The sequence below is a fragment of the Streptomyces sp. 351MFTsu5.1 genome (genome assembly GCF_000383655.1).
Taxonomy (GTDB): Bacteria; Actinomycetota; Actinomycetes; order Streptomycetales; family Streptomycetaceae; genus Streptomyces; species Streptomyces griseorubiginosus.
Genome location: NZ_KB911780.1, coordinates 228,595 through 253,042, shown reverse-complemented (window position 1 = coordinate 253,042; position 24,448 = coordinate 228,595). Strand labels below are relative to the sequence as shown.

At 71.9% G+C, this 24,448-nt stretch carries 24 protein-coding genes; 6 read left to right on the top strand and 18 right to left on the bottom strand.

Features of this window, described 5'->3' with window-relative positions; all coding sequences use genetic code 11:
- Positions 1–26 precede the first annotated feature (26 nt).
- Positions 27–1,334 carry an ammonium transporter gene (locus tag H295_RS0115585; RefSeq protein WP_028809394.1) on the top strand — a complete coding sequence of 436 codons (1,308 nt, stop codon included), beginning with the start codon at positions 27–29 and terminating at the stop codon, positions 1,332–1,334.
- Positions 1,331–1,669 carry a P-II family nitrogen regulator gene (locus H295_RS0115580; RefSeq protein ID WP_020136260.1) on the top strand — a complete coding sequence of 113 codons (339 nt, stop codon included), beginning with the start codon at positions 1,331–1,333 and terminating at the stop codon, positions 1,667–1,669. Before H295_RS0115585 ends, H295_RS0115580 begins: the two co-directional genes overlap by 4 nt.
- A 27-nt stretch (positions 1,670–1,696) precedes the next feature.
- Here the strand turns inward: H295_RS0115580 and H295_RS0115575 are convergent, their stop codons facing one another.
- From H295_RS0115575 to H295_RS0115555, 5 genes are all read right to left on the bottom strand, one after another.
- Positions 1,697–2,665, bottom strand: coding sequence for a WxL protein peptidoglycan domain-containing protein (locus H295_RS0115575; protein ID WP_020136259.1), 969 nt, complete (start codon positions 2,663–2,665; stop codon positions 1,697–1,699).
- A gap of 59 nt (positions 2,666–2,724) precedes the next feature.
- The gene (locus H295_RS0115570; RefSeq protein WP_020136258.1) at positions 2,725–4,044 is read right to left on the bottom strand and encodes a beta-xylosidase; all 1,320 of its coding nucleotides are present in this window, start codon (positions 4,042–4,044) and stop codon (positions 2,725–2,727) included.
- Between the two features lie 156 nt (positions 4,045–4,200).
- Complete coding sequence (locus H295_RS0115565) at positions 4,201–4,674, bottom strand: hypothetical protein (RefSeq protein WP_020136257.1); 474 nt, start codon at positions 4,672–4,674, stop codon at positions 4,201–4,203.
- A gap of 200 nt (positions 4,675–4,874) precedes the next feature.
- Positions 4,875–5,228 carry a cytidine deaminase gene (locus H295_RS0115560; RefSeq protein ID WP_020136256.1) on the bottom strand — a complete coding sequence of 118 codons (354 nt, stop codon included), beginning with the start codon at positions 5,226–5,228 and terminating at the stop codon, positions 4,875–4,877.
- Between the two features lie 28 nt (positions 5,229–5,256).
- Positions 5,257–6,072 carry a helix-turn-helix transcriptional regulator gene (locus tag H295_RS0115555; RefSeq protein WP_234021622.1) on the bottom strand — a complete coding sequence of 272 codons (816 nt, stop codon included), beginning with the start codon at positions 6,070–6,072 and terminating at the stop codon, positions 5,257–5,259.
- Between the two features lie 142 nt (positions 6,073–6,214).
- On the opposite strand from H295_RS0115555, the gene H295_RS0115550 reads away from it, so the two are divergent.
- Positions 6,215–7,648 carry an MFS transporter gene (locus H295_RS0115550; RefSeq protein ID WP_020136254.1) on the top strand — a complete coding sequence of 478 codons (1,434 nt, stop codon included), beginning with the start codon at positions 6,215–6,217 and terminating at the stop codon, positions 7,646–7,648.
- Here the strand turns inward: H295_RS0115550 and H295_RS0115545 are convergent.
- The 4 genes from H295_RS0115545 to H295_RS0115530 are packed head-to-tail and all read right to left on the bottom strand — an operon-like array spanning position 7,610 to position 10,839.
- A complete protein-coding gene (locus H295_RS0115545) occupies positions 7,610–7,969 on the bottom strand; it encodes an MmcQ/YjbR family DNA-binding protein (RefSeq protein WP_020136253.1) in 360 nt (119 codons plus the stop codon). The two genes, H295_RS0115550 and H295_RS0115545, sit on opposite strands and share 39 nt — an antisense overlap.
- Positions 7,966–9,273, bottom strand: a complete 1,308-nt coding sequence (locus H295_RS0115540) for a hemolysin family protein (protein WP_020136252.1) — start codon at positions 9,271–9,273, stop codon at positions 7,966–7,968. The genes H295_RS0115545 and H295_RS0115540 overlap by 4 nt, the downstream gene beginning before the upstream one ends.
- Complete coding sequence (gene ybeY, locus H295_RS0115535) at positions 9,270–9,767, bottom strand: rRNA maturation RNase YbeY (protein WP_020136251.1); 498 nt, start codon at positions 9,765–9,767, stop codon at positions 9,270–9,272. Before ybeY ends, H295_RS0115540 begins: the two co-directional genes overlap by 4 nt.
- A 13-nt stretch (positions 9,768–9,780) precedes the next feature.
- Positions 9,781–10,839 (bottom strand): PhoH family protein, encoded by a 1,059-nt coding sequence (locus H295_RS0115530; RefSeq protein ID WP_078616658.1) that lies wholly within the window; start codon positions 10,837–10,839, stop codon positions 9,781–9,783.
- A gap of 243 nt (positions 10,840–11,082) precedes the next feature.
- Here H295_RS0115530 and H295_RS0115525 point away from each other — a divergent pair, with 243 nt between their 5' ends.
- The gene (locus H295_RS0115525) at positions 11,083–11,805 is read left to right on the top strand and encodes an FAD binding domain-containing protein (RefSeq protein ID WP_020136249.1); all 723 of its coding nucleotides are present in this window, start codon (positions 11,083–11,085) and stop codon (positions 11,803–11,805) included.
- A 249-nt stretch (positions 11,806–12,054) separates the two neighbouring features.
- Here the strand turns inward: H295_RS0115525 and H295_RS0115520 are convergent, their stop codons facing one another.
- From H295_RS0115520 to H295_RS0115510, 3 genes are all read right to left on the bottom strand, one after another.
- On the bottom strand, positions 12,055–13,167 hold the full coding sequence (locus tag H295_RS0115520; protein WP_020136248.1) for a carbohydrate kinase family protein: 1,113 nt from the start codon (positions 13,165–13,167) through the stop codon (positions 12,055–12,057).
- Between the two features lie 118 nt (positions 13,168–13,285).
- Positions 13,286–14,587 carry an enolase C-terminal domain-like protein gene (locus H295_RS0115515; RefSeq protein ID WP_020136247.1) on the bottom strand — a complete coding sequence of 434 codons (1,302 nt, stop codon included), beginning with the start codon at positions 14,585–14,587 and terminating at the stop codon, positions 13,286–13,288.
- Complete coding sequence (locus H295_RS0115510) at positions 14,584–15,540, bottom strand: 5-dehydro-4-deoxyglucarate dehydratase (protein WP_043217512.1); 957 nt, start codon at positions 15,538–15,540, stop codon at positions 14,584–14,586. Before H295_RS0115510 ends, H295_RS0115515 begins: the two co-directional genes overlap by 4 nt.
- 97 nt (positions 15,541–15,637) lie before the next feature.
- Between H295_RS0115510 and H295_RS0115505 the strand changes: the two genes are divergently transcribed.
- Positions 15,638–16,420, top strand: coding sequence for an IclR family transcriptional regulator (locus H295_RS0115505; protein WP_020136245.1), 783 nt, complete (start codon positions 15,638–15,640; stop codon positions 16,418–16,420).
- Positions 16,421–16,608: 188 nt separating this feature from the next.
- Complete coding sequence (locus tag H295_RS0115500; protein WP_020136244.1) at positions 16,609–17,799, top strand: MFS transporter; 1,191 nt, start codon at positions 16,609–16,611, stop codon at positions 17,797–17,799.
- Positions 17,800–17,863: 64 nt separating this feature from the next.
- On the opposite strand, the gene H295_RS0115495 is transcribed toward H295_RS0115500, so the two are convergent.
- The 6 genes from H295_RS0115495 to H295_RS0115470 form a co-directional block, all read right to left on the bottom strand.
- Positions 17,864–18,853 (bottom strand): adenosine deaminase, encoded by a 990-nt coding sequence (locus H295_RS0115495; RefSeq protein ID WP_020136243.1) that lies wholly within the window; start codon positions 18,851–18,853, stop codon positions 17,864–17,866.
- A 20-nt stretch (positions 18,854–18,873) separates the two neighbouring features.
- Positions 18,874–19,779, bottom strand: a complete 906-nt coding sequence (locus H295_RS0115490) for a ribonuclease Z (RefSeq protein WP_020136242.1) — start codon at positions 19,777–19,779, stop codon at positions 18,874–18,876.
- 6 nt (positions 19,780–19,785) lie between these two features.
- The gene (locus H295_RS0115485; protein WP_020136241.1) at positions 19,786–20,139 is read right to left on the bottom strand and encodes a histidine triad nucleotide-binding protein; all 354 of its coding nucleotides are present in this window, start codon (positions 20,137–20,139) and stop codon (positions 19,786–19,788) included.
- A gap of 31 nt (positions 20,140–20,170) precedes the next feature.
- Complete coding sequence (locus H295_RS0115480) at positions 20,171–23,329, bottom strand: S41 family peptidase (RefSeq protein ID WP_020136240.1); 3,159 nt, start codon at positions 23,327–23,329, stop codon at positions 20,171–20,173.
- Between the two features lie 102 nt (positions 23,330–23,431).
- Positions 23,432–23,965, bottom strand: coding sequence for a hypothetical protein (locus H295_RS0115475; protein WP_028809391.1), 534 nt, complete (start codon positions 23,963–23,965; stop codon positions 23,432–23,434).
- 89 nt (positions 23,966–24,054) lie between these two features.
- Positions 24,055–24,447 carry a VOC family protein gene (locus H295_RS0115470; protein WP_020136238.1) on the bottom strand — a complete coding sequence of 131 codons (393 nt, stop codon included), beginning with the start codon at positions 24,445–24,447 and terminating at the stop codon, positions 24,055–24,057.
- Position 24,448 lies beyond the last annotated feature (1 nt).

Sequence of the window (24,448 nt, the reverse complement as noted above, 5' to 3'; positions counted from 1 at the left end):
GAGCCCCCACACCGTTGGAGACGACCGTGACCCTCGCCGCGCAAGGCATCGACACCGGCGACACCGCCTGGCTGCTCGCCGCCACCGCCCTCGTCCTGCTGATGACCCCGGGCCTGGCCCTCTTCTACGGCGGCATGGTCCGCACGAAGAGCGTCCTCAACATGCTGATGATGAGCTTCGTGTCGATCGCCCTGGTCACGGTGGTGTGGCTGGCCGCCGGCTACTCCCTGGCGTTCTCCGACGACAGCTTCGCCGGGCTGATCGGCGGCCTGGAGCACGCCGGTTTCGAGGGCCTCGGCCCCGACAGCGTGCACGGCACCGTCCCCACCCTCCTCTTCGCGACCTTCCAGCTCACCTTCGCGATCATCACGGCGGCCCTGATCAGCGGTGCGATCGCGGACCGCGCGAAGTTCGCGGCCTGGCTGGTGTTCGTGCCCGTCTGGGCGCTGCTGGTATACGTTCCCGTCGCGCACTGGGTGTGGGGCCCGGGCGGCTGGATCCTGGACAAGCTCGGCGCGCTCGACTTCGCGGGAGGTCTGCCGGTCGAGATCACCTCCGGCGCCTCCGGTCTCGCCCTCGCGCTGGTCCTCGGCCCGCGGCTGGGCTTCAAGAAGGACGCCATGCGCCCGCACAACCTCCCGATGGTCGTCCTGGGCGCGGGCCTGCTCTGGTTCGGCTGGTTCGGCTTCAACGCGGGCTCGGCGCTGGGCGCCAACGGGCTGGCCGCGGCCGCCTTCCTCAACACCCTCGCCGCCGGCTGCACCGGCCTGCTCGGCTGGCTCTTCGTCGAGCAGAAGCGCGACGGCCACCCCACCACGCTCGGCGCCGCGTCCGGCGCGGTCGCGGGCCTGGTCGCGATCACCCCGTCCTGCGGCTCGGTCTCCCTGCTGGGCGCACTGGTCGTCGGCCTCGCCGCCGGTGTCGTCTGCTCCTACGCGGTGGGCTGGAAGTTCAGGCTGAACTACGACGACTCGCTCGACGTCGTCGGTGTGCACCTGGTCGGCGGTGTCATCGGCACCCTGCTGATCGGGGTCTTCGCCGAGAAGGCGATGACCGGCGGCACCGAGGGCCTGCTGTACGGCGGCGGGCTCGGCCAGCTCGGCAGGCAGCTGGTGGCCGTGCTCGCCGTGGGGGCGTACGCCTTCGCCGTGACGTACGGCATCGGCAAGGGGATCGACAAGGTGATGGGCTTCCGGGCCGACGAGGAGCACGAGCACACCGGTCTGGACCTTACGGTGCACGCCGAGACCGCATACGATCACGGCGTCCTGGGCCACGGTGCCCCGGTCAGCGCGTCCACCGTCCACTCCGCCCAGAAGGCCAGGACCACGTGAAGCTCATCACCGCGATCGTCAAGCCGTACCGCCTCGACGAGGTCAAGACCGCGCTCCAGGAGATCGGCGTCCACGGCCTGACCGTGACCGAGGCCAGCGGCTACGGCCGTCAGCGCGGCCACACCGAGGTGTACCGCGGCGCCGAGTACCAGGTCGACCTGGTGCCCAAGGTCCGTATCGAGGTGGTCGTGGACGACGCCGACGCGGACGCGGTGATCGACGCGATCGTCAAGGCCGCCCGGACCGGCAAGATCGGCGACGGCAAGGTGTGGGCGCTGCCGGTGGAGACGGTCGTACGGGTACGGACGGGCGAGCGGGGTCCGGACGCCCTTTAGGGCGCCCCATCGGGGCGCGGGGCTGTGTCAATGTGCGGCTCCGCCGCGTGGGCGCGACAAGCCACCACGGCGCAGCAGCCGAAAACGTACCGCCAGCCCCCCTCCCACACCACCGGCCACGAACAACACCACCGCCACCAACCACGGCAACGCAAAGAAACCTGCACTCGCCGACTCGTGAGTACCCGTCGCGCTCGCCGTCAACTTCACGTCCCCCCAGTCCAGTTGCGGCGCCCCGTGCCACGGCTCGCTCAGCCGCACCCGCTGCCCGGGCAGCAGCTCACCGGGGATCCTCGCGAGGTCGCGCGCCAGCAGGGTCCGCCCGAACAGCCCCGTCGCCCGCAGCTCGACCTTCGGGTTCAGCGTGACGTTGCCGGTGTTGCGCAGGGTGTAGGAGATCGTCGCCCCGCTGTCCCCCAGCCCGGGGACCAGCGGCTGGTGGTGGCTGACGTGCACGTCCTCGACGGTGATCGCGGGGACGGTGGGCCCGCCGACCCGCAGGTAGATCCGCGCGGCGACGGCCCGCTGCACTCCGAGCGCCACCGTGCCGTCGCCCTTGTCGACCCGTTCGTCCAGCGCCACCAGCGCGCCCGGGTGGTCACCGGGTTCGGCGCCCTCGGGCACCGACAGGGTGAAGGGCACGGTGACCTTGCCGTGGGCGGGGACGGTCACCCGGGACCTCGCGGGCTTCGCCCAGGCGCCCACCCCGCGCTGCTTCTCGACGACCGTGCGCACGGCGAAACCGCCGTCGCGGGCGGTGTTGTAGGCGTCGGCGGCGTAGAGCCGGAAACTCAGCGGCTCGCCGGTCTTGTTGGTGACGACGACCTTGTCGTCGATGCTCTGCCCGGGATCGGCGGAGAGGTAGAAGTAGGGGCGCGCCCCGATCTGGGAGGCGGCCGGGTACACGGACCAGCTGCCGTTGTCGGCGGCGTGCGCGGGCACGGGCGCGGCGGCGGCCAGGAACAGGCTCAGGAGGAGGACGTACAGCTTGCGCATGGGTGCGGACCCCCACGGGTGGAGAGGGACGGACGGGCGGGTGCGGGCGCCCGTACGGTTCAGCTGAGCGTGAGGGTGAGCACGCCGGAGTAGGTGCCGACCGGGGTGAACGCCGGTACGTTCAGGGAGAGTCCGGCGTCCACGGTGAACTCACCGCCGGTGAGCGCCGCGTTGGGAGTGGATGCGAGCGTCGCTCCCGAGGATCCGACCGCGCCGGCGGAACCGCCCTGGCAGGTGCTCGGGCTGCCCGCCTTGGTGGCGCAGGAGGGACTCCAGCTCAGCGCACCGGCGTCGATCTTGGCGCCGGGTCCGGTGAAGTCGGTGACCTTGCCGGTGAGGGACCAGCCGGCGGGGCCGCCACGGAAGTCCTTGACCGTGACCTGGTTGAGGTTGCCGGTCGAGGCTCCGCCCTTGCCGTAGTCCACCGCCGAGAGGCTGACGGTGTCCCCGGCCTGGGACATGGACAGGGTGCCGGCCTTCACCGTGGTGGTGATCTTCTGGCTGCCGGCCGGGACGGGCGTGTCGTCGATGACGACGTACGCCTTGGGCCCGGTCCCCTTGGTGTCGCTCCACGCGCTGCCCTCGTACGCCACGATCCCGGTCGTCGTCTTGTCGTTGACGACGAGCGAGCCGCTGAAGGCGCCCGTGGAGTCGGCGGTCGCGGTGGCGGTGTCCGCGGTCTGGGCGGAGCCCGCCCGCCCGGCCAGGGTGACCGTGGCGCCCGGGGTGAACTTGCTGCCGGTGACGGCGACGGCGGCACCGGGCTTGCCGGAGGCCGAACCCAGGGTGATGTCCCGCTGGTTGACGGGGGTGGTGTCCGTCGCGGTCACCGTCTCGGAGACCGGGGCGGGCGGGGTGATCACCGTGCAGGGGGTGTCCAGCTCGAGGATGTAGCTGGTGTGGATGTTGTAGTCGCTCGGCGAGAGGGTGATCGCGCCGGGCGAGGTGACCTTGAAGGTGCCGGTCATGGAGAACGACGGGAAGGCGCCGTTGCCCGGCACCGGGTCGTTCTTCTTGGGGCCCGCGACGGTGACGGCGCCGGTCTGGGCGCCGCCGAGGGTGACCTTGCCGGTCGGGGTCATGATGTCGGCCGGCAGGGCGATGGCCGTGGGGTTGCTGGCGGCGGGCTTGACCACCGTGTAGGTCACGGTGACGGTGTCGCCCACCTTGGGGCTGGTGTTGTCGACGGCGATCCTGGCCGTGGTGGTGCCGTCGATCGGCGGGATGCCCGCGACCGCGGGCGGGATGCAGTGCGTGGCGAAGTCCACGTCGGTGGCGGCACCGGCCGGACAGGCCAGTGCGCCGCCCGCGGTGACCGCGAGCGCGGTCGCCCCGAGAAAGGACGCCAGACGGCGTCGTCTTCGAGTCGTCGAACCCATGGATGTGCCCCCTCCGGAAGCTCCTGAAGTCCTGTGCCGACAGGGGGCATTGATGTGTGGATCGCGTGAGAAGTCAATGGAGTTGCCGCAGAAACCTGACGACATGTCAGTTCCTGCGGCAACTGAGGCACTTGACTCGAGCGCTCCGGTACGGGGTCAGTCGAACACGAACGGACCGGGCGCCTGCGGACCGGTCGCCGAGCAGGTCACGGTGATGCCGAAGACGACGATCTGGAGCGAACCGCCGTACGACTCGAGGCTGTCGCCGGGGTTCACGGTGCCGCTGAGCGGGCCGACGGTCACGGGGTCGCCGGTGGCGATGGCGGGGTTCTCCGTGCCGCTGAAGGTGGTAGTGGTGCCGTTCGCGTTCACGAACGTCAGGGTCGAGGCGATCGAGTCCTCGGAGAGCGGGAGCGGGGCGTTGATCGCCGAGGTGACGGTGACGGTGGCGGCGGTGCCGTCCTGCGTCGCGGTGAGGGTGGCCTGGCCGCTGCCGAACATGCCGCAGTCGGCGTTGATGGTCGCGGTGTCCGGGGTGACAGCGAGGGCGGCGGGTGCGAACGCGAGCCCGGCGGCCGCGAGCGCTCCGACCACCAGTGCCGCACCGGTACTGATGCGTGTGCCGTTCATTGGAATCCGGTTCCCTTCCCGTGGGGACTGCCATGTGGGGACGGACGGGGAGGTGCGGTCCGACGGCCGGCCTGCGCGGGCGTGGTGCGGGACGCCTCGCGGGCCGGGATCTGACGGTCCGTCGGAATTCCCGGTTCCATTGATGCGCGAGGGAAGGGGGACCGGCAAGCGGGAAATCCGGCCAAGTGTTACCGGTGGTATCAGCCGACGGTGACGGTACTCCGCACCGTCCCGTCGGCGCCCGCCACCAGCACCGGGGTCCCGGGCCCGCCCAGATCCCGGACCGCGGCCAGGTCCTGCTCGGAGGCCGATTCCGCATCCGTCACCACCGCGGCCGCCTCCAGGGACTTCGCCCCGGACGCCACGGCCATGGCCACCGCGGTCCGCAACGCGCTCAGCCGCAACGAGTCGAGCTCCACCGTCGCGGCCACATACGTCCGCCCGGTGTCGTCCCGTACGGCCGCCCCCTCCGGCACTCCGTTCCGGGCCCGCGCCGAACGGGCCAGGGTGACGATCTTGCGGTCCTCGGGGTCAAGCGCACTGTTGTCGGTCATGACAGGAGCATACGAACCGGGCCCCCGGTCATCCCGCCACGGGGTACATCGCCCCGCGCCGCCCCTCCGGTGAGGCCAGCCACTCCAGCTTGGCGGCGGTGTTCGCCTCGTCCAGCGGGGTGTGCAGGACGACCGTCAGATCGGAACGGGCCGGCACCTTCAGCGCCGTGGACTCCACGCACAGCAGCCCGACCAGCGGATGGTCGAGCTCCTTGCGGATCACCCCGGCGTCCTCGATGTCCCGCCGCTCCCACAGCGCGGCGAACTCGGCGCTCGCCGCCATGACCCGGGCCAGCACCTCCTGGTACCCCTCGTCGTCCGGCCGCGCCGAGGAAGCCGCCCGGAACTGGGCGACGACGGTCCGCGCGTTCTGTTCCCAGCTGTGCGAACGCGACCGGTACAGCGGGTCGGTGAAGAAGTCCACGAGACAGTTCTGGGTGTTCTCCGGCCGCATGCCCAGCACCCAGCCGGCCGCGTCGTTGTACAGCACGCAGTTGTAGTACGCGTCCATGATGTGCGCCGGGTACGGCATCCACGTGTCGATCAGCCGCCGCATCCCCTCGCAGCCGTGGTCGGCGGCCGGCTCGGGCGCGGGCGGGTTCAGCCCGGCCAGGACGTACAGATGCCGCCGCTCGGCGTTGCTGAGCCGCAGCACCCGCCCCACGGAGTCGAGGACCTGCGGGGAGACCGAGATGTCCCGGCCCTGCTCCAGCCACTGGTACCAGGAGGCCCCCACGCCCGCGAGCACCGCGACCTCCTCGCGCCGCAGACCCGGGGTGCGGCGCCGCGCCCCGCCGTCCGGCAGACCGGCCTCGGCGGGCGAGACCCGGGCCCGCCGGCTCATCAGGAACTCGCGCAGCTCACGGTGGCGCTCACTCTTGGGTACGACCTCGGGCACACGTCCCCCTCGACTCAGCCTGGTGGTGCCACCACCAGCACAACTTCCGGCTCCCCAAGGCTATTCCGGCGGCCGCAGGCTCTTGCCCATGGCGATCGACACCACCAATCCCGTCCCCGGCGCCCTCGACACCCCCCGGTTGTCGACGCGCGACAAGTTCGTCCTTTTCGTCCTGTGCGCCGCCCAGTTCATGGTGGCGCTGGACTTCTCCGTCCTGAACGTCGCCCTGCCCGTCCTCGGCACGGACCTCGGCATGAGCCGCTCCGCGCTCCAGTGGGCGGTCACCGCGTTCGCGCTGCCCTCCGGCGGCTTCCTGCTCCTGTTCGGCCGGGTCGGCGACCTCTTCGGCCGCAGGAGGCTGTTCCTCACGGGCCTCGCCGTGTTCGGCGCGGCCTCCGTCCTCGCGACCGTCGCATGGGACCCGGCGTCCTTCCTCACCGGCCGCGCCCTCCAGGGGCTCGGCGCGGCGGCGATCGTGCCGACCGGGATGTCCCTGCTGACCACGACCTTCCCGGAGGGCCCGGCCCGCGACCGCGCCCTGGGCATCTCCGGAACCCTGCTCTCGCTCGGCTTCACCGTCGGCATGGTGGCCGGCGGCACCCTCACCGACACCTTCGGCTGGCGCTCCACCATGGGCCTGCTCACCCTGTTCGCCCTGATCGTGCTCCCGCTGGCGCCCGTCCTGCTGAAGGAGTCCCGCACCCCGGACCGCCCCCGCCTGGACGTGCCCGGCGCGATCACCGTCACCGGCGCCCTGCTCGCCCTGATCTACGCCCTCTCCACGGCCGCCGACCACGGTTTCGGCCGCGCCGACGTCGTGGTCACCCTGATCGCGGGCCTGCTGCTGCTCGCCGCCTTCGTCACGGTCGAGTCCCGCACCGCACAGCCCCTGGTGTCCCTGCCGATGCTGCGCCGCCGCACGGTGGCGTGGGGCAACATCGGCGGCCTGGTCACCTTCTCGATGATGTCGACGGTCGTGTTCGTGCTGACCCTCTACCTCCAGGAGGTCCTGCACCTGTCCGCCTTCGAGACCGGCCTGGTCTTCGGCGTCCAGGGCGTCCTGTCGGCGGTGGCCGGCATCTACGCCCCCAGGGTCATCGGCCGCTACGGCCCCCGCCGTACCCTGGTCGGCTCGCTCGTCGGCCAGGGCGCCCTGATCGCCGCCCTGCTGGGCCTGGGCACCGGGGACTGGTCGGTCTGGCTCGCCACGGCCGCCGTCTCCCTGGCCAGCATGTGCCACCTGGGCGCGATCATCTCGTACGGCATCACGGTCACCTCCGGCGTCCCCGACGAGGAGCAGGGCCTGGCCACCGGCCTGGTCACCTCCACCCAGCAGGTCGGCATCACCGTCGGCATCCCGCTGCTCGGCGTCCTCGCCACCACCTCCCCCGACCTGCTGACCGGCGTCCACACGGTCCTCGCCCTGGACGCGGTGCTGGTGCTGGCGGCGGCGGTGCTGGTCGCGGTGGGGCTGCGGGTGCGCTCAGGGGCGGTCGAGACGCAGCCGCTCGGCGCGCGGTAGACCGGCCACCACCAGGTCGTACGAGTCCTCGACGAGCTCCCGGACCAGCCGGTCCGGGAGTTCGCCGTCGACGGTGACGGTGTTCCAGTGGCGCTTGTTCATGTGGTAGCCGGGGATGATCAGCCCGGGATGGTCGGCGCGGAGCCGGATCGCGTCCTCGGGGTCGCACTTGAGGTTGACCTTCAGGGGACGTGCGTCGATCCAGCTCAGGGCGAACATCTTGCCGAGCACCTTGAAGACCGAGATCTCCGGACTGAACGGGAAGTCCTCCACCGCCGCGTTGAACGACAGGCACAGGGAGCGCAGTTCCTCGGCGGTCACTCGGACTCCTTCTCCGCCTCGGCGGGTTCGAGGGCGGCCACCGGCTCCACCAGCACGGTCACGATCTTGTTCCGGCGGCCGGCGGCGGCCTCCGCGGTGAGCCGCAACGAGCGGCCGTCGGGCAGCTCCACGACCGCGGACGCCCCGGCGATGGGCACCCGCCCCAGCGCCTTCGCGAGCAGCCCGCCGACCGTCTCCACGTCCTCGTCGTCGTACTCGTCCAGCCCGTACAGCTCGCCGAGGTCGGTGATGTCGAGGCGGGCGGTGACCCGGAAGCGGTCCTCGCCGAGGTCCTCCACCGGCGGGAGTTCACGGTCGTACTCGTCGGTGATCTCGCCGACGATCTCCTCGAGGATGTCCTCGATGGTGACGATGCCGGCCGTGCCGCCGTACTCGTCGATGACGACCGCCACGTGGTTGCGGTCCTGCTGCATCTCGCGCAGCAGGTCACCGGCGTTCTTGGTGTCGGGCACGAAGGCGGCGGGCCGCATGGCGGTGGAGACCAGCTCGGACTCGGCGTCCCGGCTGATGTGCGTCTTGCGGACCAGGTCCTTCAGGTACACGATCCCCACGACGTCGTCCTCGCTCTCCCCGGTGACGGGTATGCGCGAGAAGCCGGACCTGAGGGCCAGGGTCAGCGCCTGACGGATCGTCTTGTACCGCTCGATGACGACGAGATCGGTGCGCGGCACCATGACCTCACGGACGAGCGTGTCGCCCAGCTCGAAGACCGAGTGCACCATCCGGCGCTCGTCGTCCTCGATCAGGGACTCCTTCTCGGCGAGGTCGACCAGCGCGCGCAGCTCCGCCTCGGAGGCGAACGGGCCCCGGCGGAAGCCCTTGCCGGGGGTGAGCGCGTTGCCGATGAGAATCAGCAACGACGGGATCGGGCCCATGATCCGGGCCAGCGGCAGCAGGATGTACGCGGCCGCGGTCGCCGTGTTGAGGGGATGCTGGCGCCCGATGGTCCGCGGGGAGACGCCGACGGCGACGTACGACACGAGCACCATGACACCGATCGCGACCAGCAGGGCCCGGGTGGTGCCCGGGAACTCCTGGAGGCAGGCGTAGGTGACCAGGGCGGCCGCCGCCATCTCGCAGGCGACGCGCACCAGCAACGCCACGTTGAGATAGCGGGTCGGGTCGGCGGCGATCTGCGCGAGCTTGGCGCTGCCCCGCCGCCCGTTCCGTACGGCTTCCTCGGCGCGGAAGCTGGAGACGCGCGCGAGGCCCGCCTCCGCGCAGGCGGCGAGCCACGCGACGACGACCAGGGCGATCGCGCCCGAGACGAGGGGCAGGCTCATGAGACGGTCGGCGCGGGGGACGGGCCGGTGAGCCCCTTCTCCTGCCGCCAGCCGTCCACGATGGCCGCCTGGAGGCCGAACATCTCGGCCTTCTCGTCGGGCTCCTCGTGGTCGTAGCCGAGCAGGTGCAGCACGCCGTGGACGGTGAGGAGCTGGAGCTCCTCGTCCATGGAGTGCTGCGTCTCGGCCTCCTCGCCCTGCTTCTTGGCGACCTCGGGACACAGCACGATGTCGCCGAGGAGGCCCTGCGGGGGCTCGTCGTCGTCCTTGCTGGGCGGCCGGAGCTCGTCCATCGGGAACGACATGACGTCGGTGGGCCCCGGCAGGTCCATCCACTGGATGTGCAGCTGCTCCATGGCATCCTCGTCCACGACGATCACCGAGAGCTCGGAGAGCGGGTGGATGCGCATCCGGGCGAGGGCGTAGCGGGCGATGTCGAGGATCGCCTGCTCGTCGACCTCGGTTCCGGACTCGTTGTTGACGTCGATCGACATGGTGCTGGCTTGTCTACTTCCGCTTGGTCCGGCCGCCCTTGTGGGTGCCGTTCTCCGTACCGTTCTGGCTGTCGTACTTCTCGTACGCGTCGACGATACGGCCGACCAGCTTGTGCCGTACGACGTCCTGGGACGACAGGCGGGAGAAGTGCACGTCCTCCACACCCTCCAGGATGTCCTGCACCTGCCGCAGCCCCGACTTGGTCCCGTTGGGCAGGTCGACCTGCGTCACGTCACCGGTGATGACGATCTTCGACTCGAACCCGAGCCGGGTGAGGAACATCTTCATCTGCTCGGGGCTCGTGTTCTGGGCCTCGTCCAGGATGATAAAAGCATCATTGAGGGTGCGACCCCTCATATATGCCAGCGGGGCCACCTCGATCACCCCCGAAGCCATCAGCTTCGGGATCGAGTCCGGGTCCAGCATGTCGTGCAGGGCGTCGTACAGCGGGCGCAGGTACGGGTCGATCTTCTCGTACAGCGTGCCGGGCAGGAAGCCGAGCCGCTCTCCCGCCTCCACCGCCGGGCGGGTCAGGATGATGCGGTTGACCTGCTTGGACTGGAGGGCCTGGACCGCCTTGGCCATGGCGAGGTAGGTCTTTCCGGTACCGGCGGGGCCGATGCCGAAGACGATCGTGTGCTTGTCGATCGCGTCGACGTACCGCTTCTGGTTGAGGGTCTTGGGGCGGATGGTGCGGCCGCGCGAGGACAGGATGTTCTGTGTGAGCACCTCGGCCGGGGTCTCCTGGCCGTCGCTCGTCCCGTTCTCGCTCGCCCGCAGCATGGCGATCGAGCGTTCCACTGCGTCCTCCGTCATCGGCTGTCCGGTGCGGAGCACCAGCATCATCTCGTCGAACAGGCGCTGCACGAGGGCGACGTCCGCCACCGCGCCGGTCGCGCTGATCTCATTGCCCCGGACATGGATGTCGGCCGCCGGGAAGGCCTTCTCGATCACGCGCAGCAGGGAGTCTCCGGACCCCAGGACCGAAACCATGGGGTGCTGGGCGGGGACGGTGAACTGTGCTCTCGCCTGCCCCTGCGCGGGGGTGTGACCTGTGGGTGTCTGAGTCATGGGCCGGCGCTTAAGGCCTGCGGTTCCTCCTCGTCAGGGCCGCACCGTGGAAGGCGGCCTCGCGGTTCCAAGGGTACGACGGTGCACCGACAACGCCGTAGGGCTTTTCGATGGCCCAAGCGCCCGGGTTGCCGCGGTGAGCCCTGCATGCTCCCCCGCGCTCCCGGGAAGAATGCGTCGCTGCCACGCGTGTGTTCGAAGAACCTGGCTGGTCGACCGTCCGACGGAGAAAGCGGGAAGCCCGTGCTGTTGCGTCTGCCCACGACCCTGCCCGAGGCACAGGAGTGTCTGACCGACGGGGCGATACCCGTCGGCGGCGCGACGCTGGTGTGGGCCGCCTGGCAACGCGACGGCTTCCCCGAGCAGGCCGTGTCGCTGCGCGAGGTCCCGGAGGCGAACGTCCTCGGGGCCGGTGAGGTCGGGGCGGCGGTCCTGCTGCACCGGATCGACGAGCGGGTGCCGGAGGTGCTGCACCGGGCCGCGTCGGGCATCGGCACGGGGGCGGTGCGGCGGACCGCCACGGTCGGCGGGAACGTCGTCGGCAGCACCCTGCGCTGTCTGCTGCCCGCGGCACTCGTCCTGGACGCCCGGGCGCGGGTGCTGGCGGCGGAGGGTCCCTTCGAGACGGATCTCGCCGAGGTGCTCGCCAAGAAGCCGCTGCTGCTGAGCCTGCACTGGGACGAACCGCTGGTCAGCGGCTACCGCAAGGTGGCCGAGGCGGCGGGCGGGCCGCCGCCGCTGGTCGTCGCGACGGCCGTGCACGCGACCGGGGAGGGCGGTCGCGTGCTGCGGGTCGCCGTCCGTGACGGCTACGAGTTCCTCAGCGAGAGCGTGCCTTGCGCAGGGGGCCCGGACAGGGTCCTCGACGCCTTGGGCGGTACGGCGGTCGGGTCGCTGCCGGAGGAGGCCCGGGAGGTGGTCCGAGAGCAGGTGATCTCGGTGCTGGAGCGGGCCGCGGAACGCTGAGCCGAAGCCGCCGGGTGCTCATGGCGGCGGGTGGCTCGTACCGGCCGGGCGCAAGCCGACCAGGCCCAGCAGACCGGGCCCGAGCCGACCGTGCGCTCGCCGACCTGGGACTCACGCGAACCTGAGGCGTACGCCGACCCGGGGGCCCGCGCCGTCGATGAACCCACGCCGTCCCGGGGCTCACCCCGCTACGGAACCCGCGCCGCCCCCGGGCTCACCCCGCCACGGAACCCGCGCCGTCCCGGGACGTCACGCCGATCTTCCGAACCCGATCGTCGGCACCGCCCTCCGCAGGGGCCAGGCCGGGGTCTCCTCCTCCGGGATCAGACCGGCGAGGAACGCGTAGCGGCGCAGGGCGGTCGGGTCCTGGGAGTCGACGGACTGGACCCTGCGCCACCAGGCGCCGATCTCGGACCAGCCCGGCGCGGACAGCGAGCCGCCGAACTCCTGGACGGAGAGCGCGGCGGTCAGGCCGGCGAAGGCCAGCCGGTCCGCCAGCGGCCAGCCCGCGAGCGTGCCGGTGACGAAGCCGGCCACGAAGACGTCCCCGGCGCCGGTCGGGTCCATCGCCTCGACCTCGATGGCCGGGACCTCGGCGGTCTCCCCGGTGCGCCGGTCCACGGCGTACGCGCCCTCCGCGCCCAGGGTCACCACGGCGAGCGGCACATGCTCGGTGAGGGCGTGGGCGGCCTCCCGGGGGCAGCCGGCGCCGGTGTACCGCATGGCTTCCTCCGCGTTCGGCAGGAAGGCCTCGCAGTGCGCGAGGTCGGGCAGGCCCGCCAGGTCCCACGCCCCGGTGTCGTCCCAGCCGACGTCGGCGAAGATGCGGGTGCCCCCGCGGGCGGCCTGGGCGATCCAGGGGGCGCGTCGGCCGGGCTCCAGCGAGGCGACCGCGGCACGCGCGCGGGGCGGGCAGTCCGGCGCGGGCTCCTCCGGGGGCGGTTCGTGGCCGTGGGAGACCATGGTGCGCTCGCCCTCGTAGGCCATGGAGACGGTGACCGGGGAGTGCCAGCCCGCGACGGTGCGGGACGGTGAGAGGTCGATGCCCTCGCCCTGCTCCAGCGCGTCCCAGCAGTACTCGCCGTAGTGGTCGTCGCCGAAGGCCGCGGCGAGCGAGGTGCGCAGGCCGAGCCGGGCCAGGGCGGTCGCCATGTTCGCCACTCCGCCGGGGCTGGATCCCATGCCGCGGGCCCAGGACTCGGTCCCGCGCACCGGGGCGGAGCCGAGTCCGGTGAAGACGATGTCGAGGAAGACGGTGCCGGTGAGATAGACGTCCCAGGGCGGATCTCCGGCTGTGCGCACTGCGGCCAGGGGGTCGACCTGGGCCTTGTACGACGGTCCCTTCCCGGTGGACGCGATCACGGTGTGCTCCCTGCGGTGGTGCCGATCAGCCCAGTCTGCACCACGGGACCGACAACCAGCCGCGTGCCACGTCAGCCTTCAGAGGTCCGGCCCCGCACCGCCGGCAGCGCCCGCACCGCTACCAGCGGGGAACCGCCGGCGTGACCCAGTCCGGCTCGGCCACCCGCATCGCCGCCGCGTCGTCCCGCTCGCGCAGGGAGCCGTCGTCGTCGAGCCACCGCCGGTGCAGGAGGGCGAGCTTCTCCCGGTCGAGCTCGACGCCGAGGCCCGGCGCGTCGGAGACGGTCACCGACCCGCCCTCGAACACCAGCCGCTCGGTCAGCACGTCCTCCGACTGCCACGGGTAGTGCGAGTCGCAGGCGTGGTGGAGACCGGGCACGGTGGAGGCGACATGGGTCATCGCGGCGAGGCTGATGCCCAGATGGGTGTTGGAGTGCATGGACACCCCGACCCCGAACGTCCGGCAGATCGCGGCGAGTTGCTGGGTGTTCCGCAGCCCGCCCCAGTAGTGGTGGTCCGAGAGCACCACCTGTACGGCGTCCCGGGTGAACGCCTCCTCGATCTCGGCGAAGGTGGTCACGCACATGTTGGTGGCCAGCGGCACCGCCGTCCCCGCGGAGACCTCGGCCATCGCCGCCGTTCCCAGCGCGGGATCCTCCAGGTACTCCAGGACGTCCCCGAGTTCCTGGGCCACCCTCAGTGAAGTCGCCACGCTCCACGCCCCGTTGGGGTCGAGCCGCAGCGGATGCCCCGGGAACGCCTCGGCGAGCGCCCGGATCGCCGCGATCTCCTCGTCCGGCGGGAACACCCCGCCCTTGAGCTTGAAGGACGTGAACCCGTACCGCTCGGTGAACAGGCGGGCCTGCGCGACGACTCCCGCGGGATCGACGGCCGCTCCCCAGTCGTCCTTCTCGGCGGCCACGCCCTCGGGGTGGGAGGCCCACTTGTAGAAGAGGTAGGCGCTGTACTCCACGGCGTCGCGCACCTTGCCCCCGAGCAGTGCGTGCACGGGCAGCCCCAGCGTCCTGCCGAGGGCGTCGAGGCAGGCCACCTCGAACGCGGAGACCACGGACAGGCGCAGTTTGTCGGCGGTCTGCACGCCTCGCAGTCCTCCGACGTCGACCTGTCCGGAGACCCGGGAGGAGTCGACGGCCATCTGGTCCGCGAGCGTGAACAGTCCGTTGAGGTCGCTGACCGGGCGCCCGACGAGTTTCGCGGCGAACGGCCGTGCCAGTTCCAGGTACTTGGTGTCCCCGTACGTCTCCCCGACGCCGGTCACCCCGTCCGCGGTCTCGACCTCGACGATCAGCCGGGGCGTGTAGGGCTGGTGCACGCCCTGCGTGTTCAGCAGGGGCGGGTCGGCGACGAGGATCGGGGTGAGGCGGACGTCGGTGATCGTGAGGTCCACAGTGGGGGTCACAGCGCGGCTCCTACGAGGTCGAGGCCGGTGGTCAGCAGCTGCCGGAGTTCCGCGAGGTCGGCGGCCGTCGGATCGGTGAGGGGGGCGCGTACGGGTCCCACCGGGCGGCCCCGCAGCCGCGCGGCCGCCTTCACCAGCGACACCGCGTACCCGGGCACGCGGTCCCTGAGCTCGACGAGCGGGACGTAGAAGTCGCGCAGCAGTTTCACCACGGTGCCGTCGTCGCCGTCGCGCAGGGCCGCGAAGAAGGCGTCGGCGATCTCGGGGGCGAAGGCGTGGACGGCCGAGGAGTAGGCGGGGACGCCGACGGTGGCGTAGGCGCGGGCCTGGATCTCGGCGGTGGCGGCGCCGTTGAAGAACAGGAAGTCCTCGGGGGCGGCGAGGGTGAGCCGCTGGAGCCGGTCGAGGTCGCTGTGCCCGTCCTTGAGCCCGATGACCCCGGGGATGGCGGCGACGCGCCTGAACGCGCCCGCACCGAAGGCGACCTGGCCGCGCTGGTAGGCGATGAGCGGGAGCGAGGTGCGGGCGGCGAGCTGCTCCAGCTGGCCGACGAGCCCGTCCTGCGGGGCGGCGACCAGGTAGTGCGGGAGCACCAGCAGGGCGTCCGCGCCGGCTTCCTGAGCGATCCGGGCGAACCGGGCGGCCTGCGCCCAGCCGTAGCCGACCCCGGCGACGACGGGCAGGCGTCCGCCGGCCTCCTCGACGGCGACGGTGACGACCTGCCGGTACTCGTCCTCGTCGAGCGAGAAGAACTCGCCGGTGCCGCAGGCGGGGAAGACCGCGCCGGGGCCGGTGGCGATCTGGGCCGCGACATGGGCGCGGAAGCCGTCCGGGTCGAGGGTGCCGTCGTCGTGGAAGCTCGTGAGCGGGAACGACAGCACGCCGCGTGCCATGCCGTCCCGCAGCCGCCGGACCGTGTCCGCGTGGAGGGTCCCCACTGCTGATCTCCCCATGTAGATGTCATCCACGTATGAAGATGGAGATTAGATAGGCGAACGGGTCTCGTCAATGGGTCGGCACCTCGTCCGGCGGCCCGATTACGATCGGCGCATGTCGGAGACAGGTGGCGTCCGCGAGGTGAAGTCGGCGGCCCGCACGGTGGAGCTGCTCGAACTGCTGGCCGCGCGCGGCGACCGCCCGGCCCGGCTCCAGGAGCTCGCGGACGAGCTGGGCGTGCCCCGCAGTTCGATGTACGCGCTGCTCCAGACCCTGATCTCGCGCGGCTGGGTCCGCACGGACCTCACCGGCTCCCTCTACGGCATCGGCATCCACGCCCTGCTCACCGGCACCAGCTATCTCGACTCCGACCCGCGCGTGCGGGCCGTACGCCCGTATCTCGACGAGGCGTCCCAGGCGCTCGGCGAGACGATCCACATGGGCCGGCTCGACGGCCGGGACGTGGCGTACCTGGCGACCCGGGAGTCCCACGAGTACCTGCGGACCATCAGCAGGGTGGGCCGCCGTCTGCCCGCGCACGTGGGCGCGCTCGGCAAGGCGTTGCTGGCCGAGCGGCCCGACGAACGGCTCCCCGAGGGGCCGTACGAGGCACTGACCCCGAACACCCGCACCACCCGCGACTCCCTGCTGGCCGACCTCGCCGAGATCCGGGCGCGGGGCTACTCCGTCGACCGCGAGGAGGGGGTCCTCGGCATCGTCGGCTTCGGGTTCTGCCTGCGCTACGACTCTCCCGCCCAGGACGCCATCAGCTGCTCGGTGCCGGTCGCCCGGCTGACGCCGGAGCACGAGCGGCAGATCGTGACGGTGATGCGGGAGATCAGGGGCAAGATCGAGGCGACGGCACCGGGCACACGAGGCGCCCCGAACTGGCGTTAGCCACACGGAAAAGCGGGTCGCCTACCCGGCATCACTCACCCCAAACAGAACGTGATCCAGATCACGCCCTCCGGGCTGTCTCCGCAACCGCGTGCTTGATACAAATTCTTCGCGCGTTCCTGTCCGTCGACGGCCTGCGCCCCACCCCCTTTTTTGAGCCGCTTCTTTCGCATGCCCTGGGAACGCCCGTGTTCGCCCGTCGCTCCACCCTGCCCTGGCCCCTCGTCGCCCTTTTCACGGCCGGGTACCTCGCCCCCTACCTCCTCCCCACCACCGTCGGCAGACTCGACTCCGGTCTTCCGCTGACCGCCACCGAGGCGGGCGCCGTCGGCAGTGCCCTGCTGCTGAGCTCGGCCGCGGCCGGCTTCCTGCTCGCCGCCCGCGTGGACCGCCTCGGCCCCCGCACCCTCGCCCGCGTCGGCCTGACCCTCGCCGTCCTCGGCTACGGCGGCGCCGCCCTCGCCCACGCCGTCCCCGCGGTCGTCGTGGGCGCCCTGGTCGGCGGCTTCGGATCCGGTACGGCGACCGCGGTGGCCGCCACCGGCATCGCCGCCCAGCCCGACCCGCACCGCACCACCACGGCCGGCCTGCTGGGCGTCTCCGCCCTCGCGGGCGCCGTCTACCTGACCGTCCCCCACCTGGGCCAGGGCCACGGCCAGCCACTCGCGGCGATCGCCCTCACCGCCCTGGCGGTCTGGCCCCTGACGGGCCGTCTCCCGCTGCGCACGGCACCGGCACGGGGCCGGGACACGGCGGCGACGCCGCTCCCCCACCTCCGGGCCGGCGTCCTTCTCGCCGCCACCCTCCCCTGCTGGTCCCTCGCCCAGAACGCCCTCTGGGGCGTCAGCGGCCGCATCGGCCTCACGCAGGCCCACCTCTCCGAGGCGACGGTCGGCGCGGTCTTCGCCGTCGCCCTCGGCGCGGGCCTGCTGGGAGTCGTCGGCGCGGGCGCCCTCGGCCCGCGCCTCGGCCGCGCCCTCCCCATCGGCGGCGGCACGGTCCTCATCGCAGCCTGCATCACCCTCAGCGCGTCGGCGACCGACCTGACGACCTTCGCGAGCGGCGAGATCGCGTGGAACACCCTCTACCCGATCGTCCTGTCGTACGTCATAGGCCTGGCCGCCTCCCTGGACCCCCGCGGCCGTTGGGCGGTCCTGGTCGGCTCGGCGTCGTCGTTGGGCACGGCAGCGGGCCCGTTGACGGGCAGCGTCCTCGCATCCGGGACCGGCTTCCCGACGATGGGCACGGTCCTGGCAGCGGGCCTGCTGCTGATCGCGGTCCCGATGACGGCGGTGGCCATGGGCGCAGGCAGGCGCACACTCCCGGTGGTGGAAATCCAGGTGGAAACCCAGGCATACGACAAGGCGACGGCCGCTTAAGGGTATTTAGGGGCGCGGGGAACTGCGCGACCAGCCACGAACCACCCGCACCCGACAACGCACCTCAGAACTCGTACGCATCAACTTCCGCAAGATACCGAGCCCGCAGCTCCTCATCATGCTCAAGGAAGGACGCAAGGAAGGAGTTCCGAGCAAGCTCCCGCAACCGCTCCTCACTCAACCCCAACTCCACCCGCACCGCCTCGAAGTTGTCCCCCGCATACCCCCCGAAGTAAGCCGGGTCGTCAGAGTTCACCGTGCACAAAAGCCCCGCATCCAACATCGCCGGCAACGGATGATCGCCCAACACATCAACCGTACGAAGCCGCACGTTGGACAAGGGGCACAACGTCAACGGCACACGATCCCGCACCAGACGAGCCACCAGCTCCGGCGACTCCACACACCGCAACCCGTGGTCGATCCGCTCCACCCCGAGCACATCCAGCGCCTCGACGATGTACGACGGCGGCCCCTCCTCCCCCGCATGAGCCACCCGCCGCAGCCCCAGAGCGGCAGAGGCCTCGTACACCTCGCGGAACTTCACCGGCGGATGCCCCACCTCGGCTGAGTCGAGCCCGACCCCGACGATCCGGTCGAGATACGGCTTCGCGGCCTCCAGCGTCTCCAGTGCCGACTCCGCGGACTCGTCCCGCAGGAAGCACATGATCAGCTGGGTGGAGACCCCGTGGTTCTCCACGCTGCGCCCCAGCGCCCGCCACAGCCCCTCGACGACCGTCCCCATCCCCACGCCCCGCGCGATGTGCGCCTGCGGATCGAAGAAGATCTCCGCGTGCCGCACCCCCTGCGCGGCGGCCCGGGCGAGGTATGCGTTCGCCAGGTCCTCGAAGTCCCGCTCGGTGCGCAGGACGGCCATGAGCTCGTAGTACAGGTTCAGGAAGGACTGGAGGTCCTCGAAGGCGTACGCCTTGCGCAGCTCGTCCGTGGCGGCGTACGGCAGCTCGACGCAGTTGCGCGCGGCCAGCTCGAAGGCCAGCTCCGGCTCCAGGGTGCCTTCGATGTGCAGGTGCAGTTCAGCTTTGGGGAGGGACATCAAAGCATCGTACGGCTGCTCTACCGCCGTTTCGGAACCGGCACCCGCAGCAGGTCGTGGGCCACCGTCAGCTCGCCCTCGTACCCGGCGGCCCGCGCCTGCCGTTCGAACTCGTCCGGTTCGGAGTAGCGCTGGCTGAAGTGGGTGAGCACGAGATGCCGTACGCCCGCGTCCCGGGCGACCCTCGCGGCCTGAGCGGCGGTCAGATGGCCGTGTTCCACGGCGAGTTGCTCGTCCTCGTCGAGGAAGGTCGACTCGATGACGAGCATGTCGGTGCCGTCCGCGAGGGCGTGCACGCCGTCGCAGAGGCGGGTGTCCATGACGAACGCGAACCGCTGGCCGCGGCGGACCTCGCTGATGTCGTCGAGCGAGACGCCGTTCAGTGAGCCCTCGCGCTGGATCCGGCCGACGTCGGGGCCCTTGATACCGTGCGCGGCGAGCCGGTCGGGGAGCATGCGGCGGCCGTCGGGTTCGGTCAGGAGGTAGCCGTAGGACTCGACGGGGTGGGAGAGCTTCCGGGCCTCAAGGGTGTAGCCGGCCGTCCGTGCGATCACCCCGTCCTCGGCGACCGGCGCCTCGGTCAGCGCGACCGTCTCGCGGTAGGCCGTCGCGTACCGCAGGCGGTCGAAGAAGCGCTGCCCGGACTTCGGGTAGTGGGCGGTGACCTCGTGCGGGACCCGGTCGAGGTTGATGCGCTGGATCACTCCGGCGAGGCCGAGGGAGTGGTCGCCGTGGAAGTGGGTGACACAGATGCGGTTGAGGTCGTGGGCGGCGACCCCGGCGCGCAGCATCTGGCGCTGGGTGCCCTCGCCGGGGTCGAAGAGGAGACCCTCGCCGTCCCAGCGCAGCAGGTAGCCGTTGTGGTTGCGGTGCCGGGTGGGGACCTGGCTGGCGGTGCCGAGGACGACCAACTCACGTACGGACATGGCGAGTTATCCGGGGGGCCACTGGAGGCCGCGGCCGCCGACGACATGGGCGTGGGCGTGCCAGACGGTCTGGCCCGCGCCGCTGCCGGTGTTGAAGACGGTGCGGTAGCTCTCCAGCTTCTCGTCGTCGGCGACGGCCTGGGTCTCGCGCAGGACGTCCGCGGCGAGTTCCGGGGCGGCGGAGGCGAGGGCCGCGGCGTTCTCGTAGTGGGCCTTGGGGATCACCAGGACGTGGGTGGGGGCCTGCGGGTTGATGTCCCGGAAGGCGACGGTGGTGTCCGTCTCACGGACGATGGTCGCCGGGATCTGACCTGCGACGATCTTGCAGAACAGGCAGTCGTCCTGGGGTTCCCCTGCCATGTGGTTCCTTCCGTAGAGGTCCTGAGGCATCTTAACGAGGCGTGGTCGGCGGAGTCTTCGCCGGACGGGCCTCCAGGGCCTCCAGCGCGATCCGCACGGCCTCGTCGAGCTGGGCGTCCCGGCCCGCCGCGTGGTCCTGGGGCCGTTGCACCACCTCCACGTCGGGATCCACGCCGTGGTTCTCGACCCCCCACTCGTAGCCCTCCAGCCAGAACGCGTACTTCGGCTGGGTGATCAGCGTGCCGTCGACCAGGCGGTAGCGGCTGTCGATGCCGATGACTCCGCCCCAGGTGCGGGTGCCGACGACCGGGCCGATGCCCAGCGCCTTGATCGCCGCGTTGACGATGTCGCCGTCGGACCCGGAGAACTCGTTGGCCACGGCGACGACGGGACCGCGGGGTGCGTCCCAGGGGTAGCTGTACGGCCGCATCCCGCGGGGCACCGCCCAGCCGACGATCCTGCGGGCCAGTTTCTCGACGACCAGCTGGGAGGTGTGGCCGCCGCGGTTCTCGCGGACGTCCACCACGAGGCCCTCGCGGGCCACCTCCACCCGCAGGTCGCGGTGGATCTGGGCCCAGCCGGGGGCCTGCATGTCGGGGACGTGGAGATAGCCCAGCCGTCCGCCCGACTTCTCGTGGACGTAGGCGCGGCGGTCGGCGACCCAGGCGTGGTAGCGCAGGGGCTCCTCGTCGGAGATCGGCACGACGACGGCGTGGCGCAGTTCGCCGCCGCCGGACGGGGAGACGGTCAGCTCGATCGGCTTGTCCGCGGTGCCGACGAGCAGCGGTCCGGGGCCGGTGACCGGGTCGACGGGGTGGCCGGCGACGGCGACGATCGCGTCCCCGGCGCGGACCGCGACCCCGGGTGCGGCGAGGGGGGAACGGGCGTGCGGGTCGGAGGTCTCGGTCGGCAGGATGCGGTCGATGCGCCACACCGCCGATCCCCCCGGGCCGTCCTCGTGGCGGGAGATGTCGGCGCCGAGGAGTCCCTGCCGGGGCCCGTGGCCGTGGCCGCCGCGCGGGGTGACGTAGGCGTGCGAGGTGCCGAGTTCGCCGTGCACCTCCCACAGGAGGTCGACGAGGTCGTCGTGGGTGGCCAGGCGGTCCAGGACCGGACGGTACCGGTCCAGGACGCCGTCCCAGTCGACGCCGCTCATGTCCGGGCGCCAGAACTGGTCCCGCATGATGCGGCCGGTCTCGTCGTACATCTGCCGCCACTCGGCCGACGGGTCGACGGTCTGGCGGATCCGGCCGAGGTCGACGGTGATGTTGGTGTCGCTGTCGTCGTCGCCGGAGGCACGGCGGTCGCTCGGTACGACCTTCAGCCGGCCGTCGGTCCACAGCAGCACCCGCTTGCCGTCGCCGCTGACGGCGAAGTGGTCGGCGTCGCCCGCGAGGTGCTCGAGGCGCTGCTGGGCCAGGTCGTAGCGCTGGAGGTCGGTCTTGGGGTCGGGGTCGTCCGGGGTGGCCCGGGTCGCGCCGAGGACGCCCTGGACGGGGTGGCGCAGCCACAGGACGCCGTCCTTGGCCGCGCGCAGGTTGGAGTAGCGGCCCGCCTCGACCGGGAAGGGCACGATCCGGTCGGCGAGGCCCTCCAGGTCGATGCGGGTGGTCGGGGTGCCCTCGCTGTCGGGGGTCTCGTCCTTGTCGGGCGCCTCGAAGGGGCGGCCGTGACGCTGCGGCCCGAAGGGCGAGGGGGTGGTCGCGGCGAGGGTGATCAGGTGCGGGCGGTCGCCGACCACGAAGGCGAGGTCGAAGACGTGCTCGTCGTAGACCGGGTCGAAGGAGCGGTTGGACAGGAACGCCAGGTGCTTGCCGTCGAGGGTGAAGGCGGGGGCGTAGTCCTGGAAGCGCAGGGGGGTGGCCTCGGTGACCGCGAGGTCGGTGGTGTTGGCGAGGCGGAGCTGGGAGAGCGGGCCGGGGCCGGGGTGCGTCCAGGCGAGCCAGGCCGAGTCGGGGGAGAACGTCAGGCCGCGGACGTCGCCGTCCTCGCTGCGGTCGACCTCGCGGACCTCGCCGGTCTCCCGCTCGACGAGCAGCACCCGGCCGTCGTGGGCGGCGACCGCGGCCCGGCTGCCGTCGGGGGCCATGGCGAGGCCCAGGACCCGGCCGAGCTGTCCGGCGGCGAGGCGGCGCGGGGTGGCGCCGGGGGCGAGTCCGGTGGCGGGCGCGAACTCCAGGGCGTCGTCGCCCTCGGCGTCCGTCACCCACACCACCCACTCCTCGCCCTCGGTGCGGAAGGTGCGGGGCAGCCGGGCCCGCACGCCGGGTTCGACGGCGAGGGCGCGGGCCGGTCCGGCGCGGTGGGTGACCCAGTGGACGGCACCGCGCACGGCGACCGCGCTGCCGCGCGCGGTGTGGTCGGGGGCGGCCGAGCCGAACCAGTGGGCGGCGTTCACCGGGAACGGCTGCCGGTCGACGCGCTGGCCGCCGAGCCGGACGTCCAGGCGGCGGGGTTCGGCGCCGTCGAGGTCGTCGAGGATCCACAGCTCGCCTGCCGAGCTGTAGACGACCCGGGTGCCGTCTCCGGAGGCATGGCGGGCGTAGTAGCCGTCGAGGGGGGTGTGGCGGCGCAGGTCGGAGCCGTCGGCGAGCGAGGAGTAGAGCGCTCCGACGCCCTCGTGGTCGGAGAGGAAGGCGATCCGGTCCCCCGCCCACACCGGGTACTCGATGTTGCCGTCGAGGTCGTCGTGCAGCCGTACGAACTCGCCGTCGCCCTCACGGTCGATCCACAGCTTGCCCGCGGTACCGCCCCGGTAGCGCTTCCACCACGCGGCCTCGCGGCCCATGGGAGCGGACAGGAGCACGGTCGCCGGGCCGTGGGCGACATGGCCGACGGGCCCGTACGGCAGGGTGGTGCCGGGGCCGCCGTCGAGCGGGACGGTCCGCGCCCAGCTGCGGCGCAGGCTCGCCTGGCCGTGGGTGGTGATGGCGAGGACCTCGCCGTCGGGGGTCCAGCCGCGCACCTGGGTGCGGGAACTGCCCCAGTACGTCAGCCTCCTGGTGGGTCCGCCGTCGACCGGGGCGATGTGCACCTCGGGGGCGCCGTCGCGGGTCGAGGTCCAGGCGACGGTGGTGCCGTCGGGCGAGATCCGGGGGTGGGTGACCGGGACGTTGTCGGCGCTGACCCGCCAGGCGCGGCCGCCGTCGAGCGGCGCGAGCCACACGTCGTCCTCGGCGGTGAAGGCCACCAAGTCGCCCTGCAGATGCGGAAACCGGAGATATGCAGACGTCGCAGGCTGTGTCACCCGATCACCCTATGCACGCGCGGTCGCCGTGCACAGAGGTTTCGATCACTTGCCGTCGGGCCAGCACTGCGGGTCCCTTTGGCACCAGATGGTCTTGGTGACGGTCACGGTGACGGTGGGGCCGGGCCGGTTCGGGTTGTTGACCGGCGGGGTGGGGGTGGCGTTGCAGTTCCCGAGTCCGTCCACGCGGAACCACTGCTTGCCACCGACGGTGGCGGTCAGGTTCCCCCGAACGCACGCCCCGCTGACGGTCCGGGTCACCTTGCCCTTGACGGTGATGTCCTTGCCGTCCCGCGTCCTGCCCTCGCAGTTCACGGTGGCGACGGTGTTCACACTGGCGCTGGGCGTCCCGTCCCCGTTGTCGTAGGAGGCGTTGCAGGTCAGCCAACTCACGTCGGCCTTCTGCCGGTCCAGCTCCTTGGTGACCAGCTGGTCGGTGGTGTAGGACACGGTCGCGGAACTGACCGCACCGGCCGGATCGCAGGAGACGAGGCCCCCCACGCCCGTCACGACGAGCACGGCGACACCCGTCACCCGCATGCCACGCGGCCGACGCCAGATCTGTCTCAACGCCCCCATGGACAGCAGACTGCCACCGCGTACCGTCCGGCGGAAGGGCGCATACGGCCACCCGCGCGCCGCTCGCTCCCCGGACTGTGCGCCTGCGCTCAGCCGCGCAGCAGCAGCCACTCCTGGAGCTCCACCAGGTTGCCCTCCGGGTCCTTGAGGTGGGCCACGCGCATGCGGTCCGTCATGGGGGCGGGGCCGTGCAGGAGGGTCGCGCCGCGGGCGGTGATCCGCGCGCAGTAGGTGTCCAGGTCGTCCACGCGGAGCACCACCAGGGAGCGGTGGCCGGTGGCCGTGCCGCCGAGTTCGGCGAGGACCTCGGCCATCATCGAGCGGTCCTGGAGCGCGATGCCGGCCGAGCCGGTGGCGGGGCTGAACTTCTCGTACGGCCCGTCCGTCGCGCCCGACTGGGGCTTGAGGTCGAGGACTTCGGCGTAGAAGCGGTAGCAGGCGGCGAAGTCGGTGACGAGCAGGCGTACTTGGGCGAGTTCCACA

What these genes read in the sequence shown, in the direction of transcription:
- H295_RS0115565 (WP_020136257.1), bottom strand. Translation starts at nt 4,674, where the DNA reads ATGAACGGCACACGCATCAGTACCGGTGCGGCACTGGTGGTCGGAGCG.
- H295_RS0115490 (WP_020136242.1), bottom strand. Translation starts at nt 19,779, where the DNA reads ATGTCCGTACGTGAGTTGGTCGTCCTCGGCACCGCCAGCCAGGTCCCC.
- ybeY (WP_020136251.1), bottom strand. Translation starts at nt 9,767, where the DNA reads ATGTCGATCGACGTCAACAACGAGTCCGGAACCGAGGTCGACGAGCAG.
- H295_RS0115495 (WP_020136243.1), bottom strand. Translation starts at nt 18,853, where the DNA reads ATGTCCCTCCCCAAAGCTGAACTGCACCTGCACATCGAAGGCACCCTG.
- H295_RS0115485 (WP_020136241.1), bottom strand. Translation starts at nt 20,139, where the DNA reads ATGGCAGGGGAACCCCAGGACGACTGCCTGTTCTGCAAGATCGTCGCA.
- H295_RS0115560 (WP_020136256.1), bottom strand. Translation starts at nt 5,228, where the DNA reads ATGACCGACAACAGTGCGCTTGACCCCGAGGACCGCAAGATCGTCACC.
- H295_RS0115510 (WP_043217512.1), bottom strand. Translation starts at nt 15,540, where the DNA reads ATGGGGAGATCAGCAGTGGGGACCCTCCACGCGGACACGGTCCGGCGG.
- H295_RS0115530 (WP_078616658.1), bottom strand. Translation starts at nt 10,839, where the DNA reads ATGACTCAGACACCCACAGGTCACACCCCCGCGCAGGGGCAGGCGAGA.
- H295_RS0115570 (WP_020136258.1), bottom strand. Translation starts at nt 4,044, where the DNA reads ATGGGTTCGACGACTCGAAGACGACGCCGTCTGGCGTCCTTTCTCGGG.
- H295_RS0115575 (WP_020136259.1), bottom strand. Translation starts at nt 2,665, where the DNA reads ATGCGCAAGCTGTACGTCCTCCTCCTGAGCCTGTTCCTGGCCGCCGCC.
- H295_RS0115475 (WP_028809391.1), bottom strand. Translation starts at nt 23,965, where the DNA reads ATGGGGGCGTTGAGACAGATCTGGCGTCGGCCGCGTGGCATGCGGGTG.
- H295_RS0115550 (WP_020136254.1), top strand. Translation starts at nt 6,215, where the DNA reads ATGGCGATCGACACCACCAATCCCGTCCCCGGCGCCCTCGACACCCCC.
- H295_RS0115555 (WP_234021622.1), bottom strand. Translation starts at nt 6,072, where the DNA reads ATGAGCCGGCGGGCCCGGGTCTCGCCCGCCGAGGCCGGTCTGCCGGAC.
- H295_RS0115540 (WP_020136252.1), bottom strand. Translation starts at nt 9,273, where the DNA reads ATGAGCCTGCCCCTCGTCTCGGGCGCGATCGCCCTGGTCGTCGTCGCG.
- H295_RS0115505 (WP_020136245.1), top strand. Translation starts at nt 15,638, where the DNA reads ATGTCGGAGACAGGTGGCGTCCGCGAGGTGAAGTCGGCGGCCCGCACG.